General features: G+C 63.0%; 8 protein-coding genes and 2 pseudogenes. 7 read left to right on the top strand and 3 right to left on the bottom strand.

What is annotated here, in order from left to right; all coding sequences use genetic code 11:
• The first annotated feature begins 59 nt into the window (after positions 1-59).
• Positions 60-557, top strand: coding sequence for a flavin reductase family protein (locus tag ACPT9U_RS13385; RefSeq protein ID WP_435751299.1), 498 nt, complete (start codon positions 60-62; stop codon positions 555-557).
• Between the two features lie 18 nt (positions 558-575).
• Here the strand turns inward: ACPT9U_RS13385 and ACPT9U_RS13390 are convergent, their stop codons facing one another.
• On the bottom strand, positions 576-1,739 hold the full coding sequence (locus ACPT9U_RS13390; protein ID WP_435751300.1) for a hypothetical protein: 1,164 nt from the start codon (positions 1,737-1,739) through the stop codon (positions 576-578).
• 218 nt (positions 1,740-1,957) lie between these two features.
• On the opposite strand from ACPT9U_RS13390, the pseudogene ACPT9U_RS13395 reads away from it, so the two are divergent.
• Positions 1,958-2,236 (top strand): annotated as a pseudogene (locus tag ACPT9U_RS13395) (HU family DNA-binding protein); the annotation flags it as partial.
• A gap of 555 nt (positions 2,237-2,791) precedes the next feature.
• Positions 2,792-4,102 (top strand): DEAD/DEAH box helicase, encoded by a 1,311-nt coding sequence (locus ACPT9U_RS13400; protein ID WP_435751301.1) that lies wholly within the window; start codon positions 2,792-2,794, stop codon positions 4,100-4,102.
• A gap of 37 nt (positions 4,103-4,139) precedes the next feature.
• Here ACPT9U_RS13400 and ACPT9U_RS13405 read toward each other — a convergent pair whose 3' ends face one another.
• Both ACPT9U_RS13405 and ureG read right to left on the bottom strand, forming a co-directional pair.
• Positions 4,140-4,715, bottom strand: a complete 576-nt coding sequence (locus tag ACPT9U_RS13405) for a HupE/UreJ family protein (RefSeq protein ID WP_435751302.1) — start codon at positions 4,713-4,715, stop codon at positions 4,140-4,142.
• A gap of 37 nt (positions 4,716-4,752) precedes the next feature.
• Positions 4,753-5,232, bottom strand: a pseudogene (gene ureG, locus ACPT9U_RS13410) (urease accessory protein UreG); the annotation flags it as partial.
• A 230-nt stretch (positions 5,233-5,462) separates the two neighbouring features.
• Between ureG and ACPT9U_RS13415 the strand changes: the two are divergent.
• The 4 genes from ACPT9U_RS13415 to ACPT9U_RS13430 all read left to right on the top strand — a co-directional run bounded on the left by ACPT9U_RS13415 (position 5,463) and on the right by ACPT9U_RS13430 (position 7,176).
• Positions 5,463-5,714: a ribbon-helix-helix domain-containing protein gene (locus ACPT9U_RS13415; RefSeq protein WP_277831586.1), complete on the top strand. Its 252-nt coding sequence runs from the start codon at positions 5,463-5,465 to the stop codon at positions 5,712-5,714.
• Positions 5,711-6,043, top strand: coding sequence for a type II toxin-antitoxin system RelE/ParE family toxin (locus ACPT9U_RS13420; protein WP_435751303.1), 333 nt, complete (start codon positions 5,711-5,713; stop codon positions 6,041-6,043). The genes ACPT9U_RS13415 and ACPT9U_RS13420 overlap by 4 nt, the downstream gene beginning before the upstream one ends.
• A 305-nt stretch (positions 6,044-6,348) precedes the next feature.
• Positions 6,349-6,606: a hypothetical protein gene (locus tag ACPT9U_RS13425; protein WP_435751304.1), complete on the top strand. Its 258-nt coding sequence runs from the start codon at positions 6,349-6,351 to the stop codon at positions 6,604-6,606.
• Positions 6,607-6,663: 57 nt separating this feature from the next.
• A complete protein-coding gene (locus tag ACPT9U_RS13430; RefSeq protein ID WP_435751305.1) occupies positions 6,664-7,176 on the top strand; it encodes a hypothetical protein in 513 nt (170 codons plus the stop codon).
• Positions 7,177-7,961 lie beyond the last annotated feature (785 nt).

The raw sequence follows: 7,961 nt of genomic DNA on the forward strand, positions 1-7,961 counted from the left end.
GATAATCACGCGTTCTCCAACATTCCAACGACGCGCTTCCGACGTGTCGGCCATTCCCCATGACCCAACAGCATCCTGCGGACGAGGACTTCTCGCGCCGCTTCCGTAACGCGCTCGGCATGTTTGCCACCGGGATCACCGTGGTGACCACACGTGGCCCGGGTGGAGAGCCGATCGGCCTTACGGTCAACTCCTTCAATTCGGTATCGCTCGACCCGGCGCTGGTCGTCTGGAGCCTGTCGAACAGCCTGCCCAGCAAGCCTGTGTTCGAAGCCTGCGAATACTACGCGATCAATGTGCTTGCGGAGGACCAGGCAGAGCTCTCGCAACGCTTCGCCAGCCGGCTCGACGACAAGTTCGACGGTCTGGCGTTTGACGAGGGCGTCGGCGGTGTGCCGCTGCTGCGGGGGTGCTGCGCCCGCTTCGAATGTCGCAACACCGTCCGCCACCCGGGGGGGGACCATCTGGTCTTCATCAGCGAGGTGCTCGGTTTCGAGCGTCACGAGCGCGCGCCGCTGATCTATTTCGGCGGCACCTATCGGCGCTTGGCTGCCTGAGGGCGGCGCGGGCCGGTTTCACTTGCGCTTGCGCGCCGTGTTCTTGTCGACGAGCTCGATCTCGAAATCGCGCGCCGGGTCCAGCGCCAGCGCCAGCATCGACAGGCGCAGGCGCACGCCTTCTTCGTCCTCCGGCTTCTCGCGGGGCGTCAGGGCTTCGCGGCAGAAGGGGCCGTCGGGGTGGAAGTTCCACGCTTCGGGCGGCACCATCGCGCAGTCCGTGATCGCGCCATCTTCCACCTTCACCCAGCACAGCAGCACACCGCGCGCACCACTTACCCGTGCCAGGCCGATACCTGGCCCCGGCGCGCTGACGTCGCTCAGTGGGGCGACCTCGTCGCTTTCGGGGTGGCGCATCCGGCTGGCGCAGTCGGCCAGGTCGATTGCGCGCGCGAACAGGCGCGCCGAAACTCGGTGGCCGCGGTCGAGCAGCAGCTTGACCAGCTGCGAGGCTGCATGTCGGGCAAGCGCGCCGGTTTCGGCGGGTGAGCCCCCGTGGGTGGGGCGACGGACGAACTCCTCCGTCGGCCAATGTCCGGCACTGGCTGTCCAGGCTGCGGCGCTCAGTGTGCCGAGCAGCGGAACGGTGCTTTCTTTCGCGGGCGTCGCCGCGCCCAGGCTGATCAGCGCGGCCATCACCGAGCTCAGGCTGCCGCCGGCCTCCAGGCGGTCGAGAAACTCGCCGATGCCGTGCGGCATGCGGATGCGGGTGAAGAAACCGGCGAGCAGTTCGCGCGCCACCAGATCGAGCACGTCCCCGCCCAGCGCCATCGCGTTTTCGGCGTCGGCGCAATGCATCAGGCGGCGGTGAAATTCGGTGTAACGGTTGTGGCGCGGCTCGAAACCGAGCCGCGCCGGCCACGCCAGCAGCAGGCGGTGCAGATGCGCATCGATCACCTCAGCGGCGAGCCAGCGCTCGGTGGCAAGGGCTTCCTCGCGCCCCGGCGCAGGCTGCCCGAGCGCAGCGGCACAGGCCAGGCGAACCGCGGTAGCGTGCGCGCGCGGGCTGATGGGCGCGTGCGCCTGCGCATGCTCGACAGCAGCTTCCGGGGTCATGCCGATCAATGAGCGCCCCATCCAGGCCACCTCCGGGAGTGTGACCCGTACGGACGCCACGACGCCCTGGCGATGGGTCGCAAGGATGTGAATGCGGTCGCTTGCCATGGCGGCTGGGGTGTTCATTGTCTGTTTTCGCTCGGAGGGCGCGGATAGCCGAAAGGATACCCCCATGACGACCCGATCGGTGACGCCGATTGCTGCATAGCAGCAATAAAAAATACGCCACACTCATGTCGAATGTCACGGCAGAACATCGTGAAATGCCCCAGAATCCGCGACGGTGCTAGAATCCGGCGAGTAGATCGGACTACCCAAAATCCCACTCACACCAATCGAGGAAAAGCATGAACAAAGGTGAATTCGTCGAAGCCCTGGCTGACCGTCTGGATGTTTCCCGCGCACAGGCCGACCGTGCGCTGTCGGGCGTGCTGGACATCATCGCCGAGCAACTGGGCAGGGGCGAGAAGGTTGCCTTCACCGGCTTTGGCTCTTTCGAGGTCTCCAAGCGCGCCGCCCGCACGGGTCGCAACCCGCAGACCGGCGCCACGATCGAGATCGCCGCATCCAGCGTGCCGAAGTTCACCGCTGGTGCAACGCTCAAGGCCGCGGTCAACAAGTAAGCGCATTCCGGACGTTCCGGGGGCGACTCCGGCTGGGCGGGCCATACTTCGGGTATCGGCCCGCTTTTTCGTTCACGGCTGCCCCGAAGCGCTCCCCGATTTCCCTTGCCGGGCAAGGCCTTGTTGGCGCTTCGCGGTAAAGATTTCTGCACCTTGGCTGGAAAAGCCGCTATACTTGCCGTGTTGTGCAATGCAGCAAAGGGCCGTATCCATTCCGCTGCGGATGAGGACATCCGCTGAAAACCGGCCCAAGGGACTGTAACCACAGCCCCATCGCCCCCGACCTCCCGTCGCCGGTTTCTCCTGAAACCGAGCGTTCCATGCGTTCTTCAGATCGTCTGGCTGCGTGACAACCGGTTGGTGCCGATGCGCGGTCCTTCTCCGACGCCGTCGCAGATCGACCGGCCACGCCCGTCGCGTCCGTCATGCAGCGCTTGCCGCTGCGATACCGTAGCCGGTTTCCACCGGTACGGCGCGATGCCTTTGCGATCCGTCTCCCACGGATCCCGATCCGTCCCACCGCTTGCCGGTGCGGACAGCAAGACAGGAAGAACCATGACTTTCCAAAGCCTCGGCCTTGCCGACGAACTCCTCAAGGCCGTCGAGCAGACCGGTTACACCACCCCGACTCCGGTTCAGCTCCAGGCCATTCCGGCAGCGATCGCGGGCCGTGACCTGCTCGTTTCCAGCCATACCGGCAGCGGCAAGACCGCCGCCTTCACCCTGCCTGCCCTGCAGCGGATCGTCGGCCGTCGTCCGACACCGGGCAGCGGCCCGCGCGTGCTGGTGCTGACGCCCACGCGCGAGCTCGCCCAGCAGGTCGAGAAGGCGGTGCAGACCTACGGCAAGGCGATGCGTTGGCTCAACACCGCCTGCCTTGTCGGCGGTGCGCCGATGTTTGCGCAGGTCAAGCAGCTCCAGCGGCAGTGCGATGTCGTCGTCGCTACGCCGGGCCGCCTCCTCGACCACCTCAACCGGCGCAAGATCAAGCTCTCGGACGTCGAGGTGCTGATCCTGGATGAAGCCGACCGCATGCTCGACATGGGCTTCGCTGAGGACATCGACGCCATCGTTGCCGCGACCCCGGGCAAGCGTCAGACCCTGCTGTTCTCGGCCACGCTCGATGGTGTGGTTGGCAGCATGGCCTCCCGCATGACGCGTGATCCACAGCGTATCGAGATCGAAGTCGCCAAGGAAGACCGCGGCCAGATCGAGCAGCGACTGATGTTCGCCGACGATCTCGGCCACAAGAACCGCTTGCTCCACGCCCTGCTCGGTGAGGACGGGATGAACCAGGCGGTGGTATTCACCGCCACCAAGCGCAGTGCTGATGAACTGTCGCTTTCCCTGCAGGAAAAGGGCATCGCTGCCGCCGCCTTGCACGGTGACATGCACCAGACCCAGCGCAACCGCACCCTCGACCGCCTGCGCCAGGGCCGCATCGGCGTGCTGGTGGCGACCGATGTCGCCGCGCGCGGCATCGACGTCGCCGGTATCAGCCACGTCATCAACTTCGACCCGCCGCGCCAGGCCGAGGACTACGTGCACCGCATCGGCCGCACCGGCCGTGCCGGTCGCGACGGTATCGCAATCACGCTGTCCGGTCCGCGCGAAACGGGTCTGATCCGCGCCATCGAGCGCTTCACGGGCGGCCGCCTCGAAGTGCACACCATCGCCGGCATGGAGCCCTCGCCGCGCAAGCCGTCCGGCCCGCGTCCGGGCGGCAATGGCGGCCGTCGCTTCGGCAGTGGCGGTGGCTACGGTCGTCCGGGTGGCAACGGTGGCCGCGGCTTCGGGCGCGACGGCCACCCCTCGCGCAACGAGCGCAGCCACGGCGGTCGCTCGGACCGCGGCGCGCGCGGCTGATCGGGCCTGCTGCCCTGGGCCCCGGCTGGACCGGGGCTCAGGCAGCGAGCATCAGCGCACCGGCGCCCGCAACGAGGGTGCCGGCCGCGCGCTGGACCGCACGCCCCAGCGGCGTTTCGGGCATCCAGCGTGCGATGGCATAGCCGGCCGCATGCAGCAGCGCGGTAGCGAGCAGGAAGCCGACCGCGTACGCCATGAGCGTCGCTTCTCCCATCTCCGCATGGTGTGCGTTGCCGTGAAACAGCGCGAATGCGGTCATCAGCGACACCCCCGCTGCCAGCGGCAGACGGGCAGCGAGCGCGATCAGCAGGCCGAAGACGAGCACCGAGGCGGCAATCCCGGCCTCCATACCCGGGAGCTCGGCCCCAGCGGCCCCCATGACTGCACCGATCAGCATCGCCAGCATGAAACCGGCGGGTAGCATCCAGCGGCTTGCGTCGCGCTGCCGCGCGGCATACACGCCTACGGCGAGCATCGCCAGCAGGTGGTCGAATCCGCCCAACGGATGAGTGAAGCCCGTGAAGAAACTGGCCGGATGATGCCCCGGATGGGCGAGCGCTGCGCTCGATGCGCCGATGAGGGCGGCGGCAGTGATTGCGAAACGGATCTTCATGCGGGTTCTCCTGGACTGTGGTTTGGTTGCGTCGGCATCAGGTAGCAGTCAGCATTCCCTGACGCTCGATGAAGTCGATGATCTCGGCGAGGCCCTGACCGGTTTTCTGATTCGAAAAGACAAAGGGGCGAGCGCCGCGCATCTTTCGCGCGTCGCGGTCCATGACCTCGAGCGAGGCACCCACCAGCGGTGCCAGATCGATCTTGTTGATCACCAGCAGATCGCTGCGGGTGATGCCGGGGCCACCCTTGCGCGGAATCTTGTCGCCGGCGGAGACGTCGATGACGTAGATCGTGAGGTCCGACAGCTCGGGCGAGAAGGTCGCCGCCAGGTTGTCGCCGCCGGACTCGACGAAGATGATGTCCAGCCCCGGGAAGCGCGTGTTGAGCCGGTCGACCGCCTCGAGGTTGATCGAGGCGTCCTCGCGGATCGCGGTGTGCGGGCAGCCGCCGGTCTCGACGCCGATGATGCGCTCGGGCGCCAGCGCCTCGCTGCGCACCAGGAACTGGGCGTCCTCCGGCCTCAGCCGTCATTCACCAGCGGTGCCCTGTGCGGCCGCAATCCGACGGTTACCCGTCGCTCAGGCGCTCGGGTGAGGCGAGCGTCAGCTTCGCCATCGAGCGAACGAGAACTACCGACCCGTTTCAGTCACCGGCGCTGCAGGGAAGCGGTCGTGCAGCGTGACTGGCGGGGCCAAGTCGGATGCGCCGTCTTGGCAAATTTTGCCAAGCCAGCTAATCTGCGCCCATGAGCACGATGAACATTTCCTTGCCCGACAGTCTGAAATCCTTCGTGGATGAGCAGGTGGGCGAACGGGGCTATAGCACCAGCAGCGAATACGTTCGCGAACTGATCCGTAAGGATCAGGATCGTCAGCGCTTGCGTCGAGTGCTGCTGGCCGGCGCAGCCGCTGCGCCGGCATCGCCGGCTGATTCCGCTTACTTCGAAGGTCTGCGTGACCGGGTACGTAAGGCTGCCAAGCCGGTTTCTCACGGGTGAAGGTCAAACCCGTCGTTCCGCGTGATCAGGCCAACCAGGACGTCGACGACGCGATAGCCTACTACCTCGAAGAGGCTTCCTCATCTGTTGCGCTCGGCTTCATCGACGCACTGGAACAGAGCTATACCCACATCGCCCACTATCCTGGCACGGGCTCGCCGCGCTATGGGCATGAGTTGGACCTTCCTGGCCTGCGCGCCTGGACGCTGTCGCCCTACCCCTACCTCGTCTTCTACGTCGAACGACCGGACCACATCGATGTCTGGCGCGTACTCCACGGCCAGCGCGACATTCCCGTCTGGATGCAGGACCCTGACGCCTTCGCCTGACGCAATCGCTCGGCCCTCCAAGGGCAAGTTCTCACGGTCCGCTTACCGGAGCTCCATTCCAGTGGCAGGTCCTAGCCGGCAGTGTGAGTTTCCGGACTTCGCTGACAGCGGACCTTGGCCTGCTTGGCGCGCGTATCGAATGTCAGCTTCTTGGCGCGGCCTCGTACTCACGCTTACGGCCAAGAGCGGCCGGTCGCCACCTGATCCGGATAGCGGCCATCCCGGGAAGGCGGTATGCTTTATGTCCATGTGCTACATCAGCCGCAACAGCTAGTCCTGTAATCAATGCACGCTTCACTTTAAGAATGGAAAACTCAAGCAAATGGCGTACACAACTCGCTTCCGACATTATCCGTGATGGGCTGGCAGTTGAACTAGTTGCAAGAAATGGTGAAGTCGTAGCAGAGGTTTTTCGCTGTGATGCAAACCATACCGTTTCGGTCAGTATTTTTGTGGAGGCATTACCTTTGCTAGCCATGGAAATACTGCTCGCACAAGCCAAAGAGCGACTTGATCCATTTGAAGATGGCGTTCCACTCTGTCACGCATTTGGAAATTTATAACCACTCACTGAATCGGGACGCTTGCCGTACCCACTGAGATTTTCTTAAGGAATTACAATGATGAGTTACATTATGCGAATGCTAATTCTTGCACTGATCTGTCCAGGATTTGCTTACGCACAGCCAACTTCAGAGGCTTTATCAACAGTGAAAACACTGTTGGAGGCCGTGCGCACGGGGGAGGCGATAACAGTCGTTAATCTCACTCACCCGAAAGTCCACGAGTTGGCTGGCGGGCGCGAAAAAATGCTCTCGCTCTTAACAGAAACGTTTCGATCCGCGAAGGCTGCTGGCCACAAACTCGACAAAGTGGTCATTGGAAAACCTTCAGCGCTCGGACGTGATGGAGAACAGGTTTTCCTCTTTGTGCCATATATTGGGGTGTCGAGTAACAAAGAGCGCTCTACAACCATTGAAGCTTTCTACCTCGGCATCTCAGCGGACTCTGGACAGACCTGGAGGTTTGTAGATGGCTCGCGAATGGATCAAAATAACATTAAGTTATTTATTCCTTCATATTCTGGCACCCCTCCATTGCCGAGAACGAAACACACGATCGAGCAGAATTGAGGCCGAACCTTGTACTCAAGTGCCACGTCAAAAGTGCGCTTTGGACGCCCACTCTGCTCCACATGGAATGACGGCTTTGCCCGAAGTTCAACGACAACAATGGGTCGTCAGCACTCGGCGACGAACGGCTGCTTCCGGGAAGCGAAACTTCAACGACAACTTTCCGGCGACGAACTCGAAGAGACGTCAGTCGCATAGCGACCCACAGCGGACGTTCGCTGAGGTGAATGCTCAGTGGCTCGTTGCCGAGGGAACCCGCCATTTGCGTGCGACACTTCGGCATCCGCCGTTCTGTGGTCTTACGTGGTCTTGTGATTGAACGTAACGGCATTAACTGTCCCACTGTCTCGCCTAGCCCGATCGAATATGGATGCCCCTTTTCGGGCGAGTGTGCCTTGGCCTAAAGTAGCGATCACTGAAGGAATCGGAGACCAGCCCGCTTCATTCCTCCATATCTCTAGTTGGGCGAAATCGCAATCCTCATGGCACTCTACGCACAGCAAGTTTCCGGGTCCTACGCCAAGCGATATATTCCTCGGCCGTCTTGGCATGTTCGCCTGATTACAGGCCTCGCAGCAATAGGTCACGTTACCGACTTCTTCACGACTACCTTTGGCTATTGGGGTCATGCGATCCAGGGGGGGGGCCTTCCACCAAGAGGGTTTCTGTAGATCTCTGTCCGTGTACCAGGGCCATCGCACTCGAATGACATGGCCTTTCTGAAATTTGCCGAAAAAGTGGTTCACGTTCAATAGGTTATGCAGCCATCTTGTGAACCCTCTCAA

The sequence above is a fragment of the Thauera sp. AutoDN2 genome (assembly GCF_051280715.1).
Lineage (GTDB): Bacteria > Pseudomonadota > Gammaproteobacteria > Burkholderiales > Rhodocyclaceae > Thauera.

Bases quoted from the DNA above. Each gene is read 5' to 3' on its own strand.
- ACPT9U_RS13425 (WP_435751304.1), top strand. From the start codon at position 6,349: ATGGAAAACTCAAGCAAATGGCGTACACAACTCGCTTCCGACATTATC.
- ACPT9U_RS13400 (WP_435751301.1), top strand. From the start codon at position 2,792: ATGACTTTCCAAAGCCTCGGCCTTGCCGACGAACTCCTCAAGGCCGTC.
- ACPT9U_RS13385 (WP_435751299.1), top strand. From the start codon at position 60: ATGACCCAACAGCATCCTGCGGACGAGGACTTCTCGCGCCGCTTCCGT.
- ACPT9U_RS13430 (WP_435751305.1), top strand. From the start codon at position 6,664: ATGATGAGTTACATTATGCGAATGCTAATTCTTGCACTGATCTGTCCA.
- ACPT9U_RS13390 (WP_435751300.1), bottom strand. From the start codon at position 1,739: ATGAACACCCCAGCCGCCATGGCAAGCGACCGCATTCACATCCTTGCG.
- ACPT9U_RS13415 (WP_277831586.1), top strand. From the start codon at position 5,463: ATGAGCACGATGAACATTTCCTTGCCCGACAGTCTGAAATCCTTCGTG.
- ACPT9U_RS13405 (WP_435751302.1), bottom strand. From the start codon at position 4,715: ATGAAGATCCGTTTCGCAATCACTGCCGCCGCCCTCATCGGCGCATCG.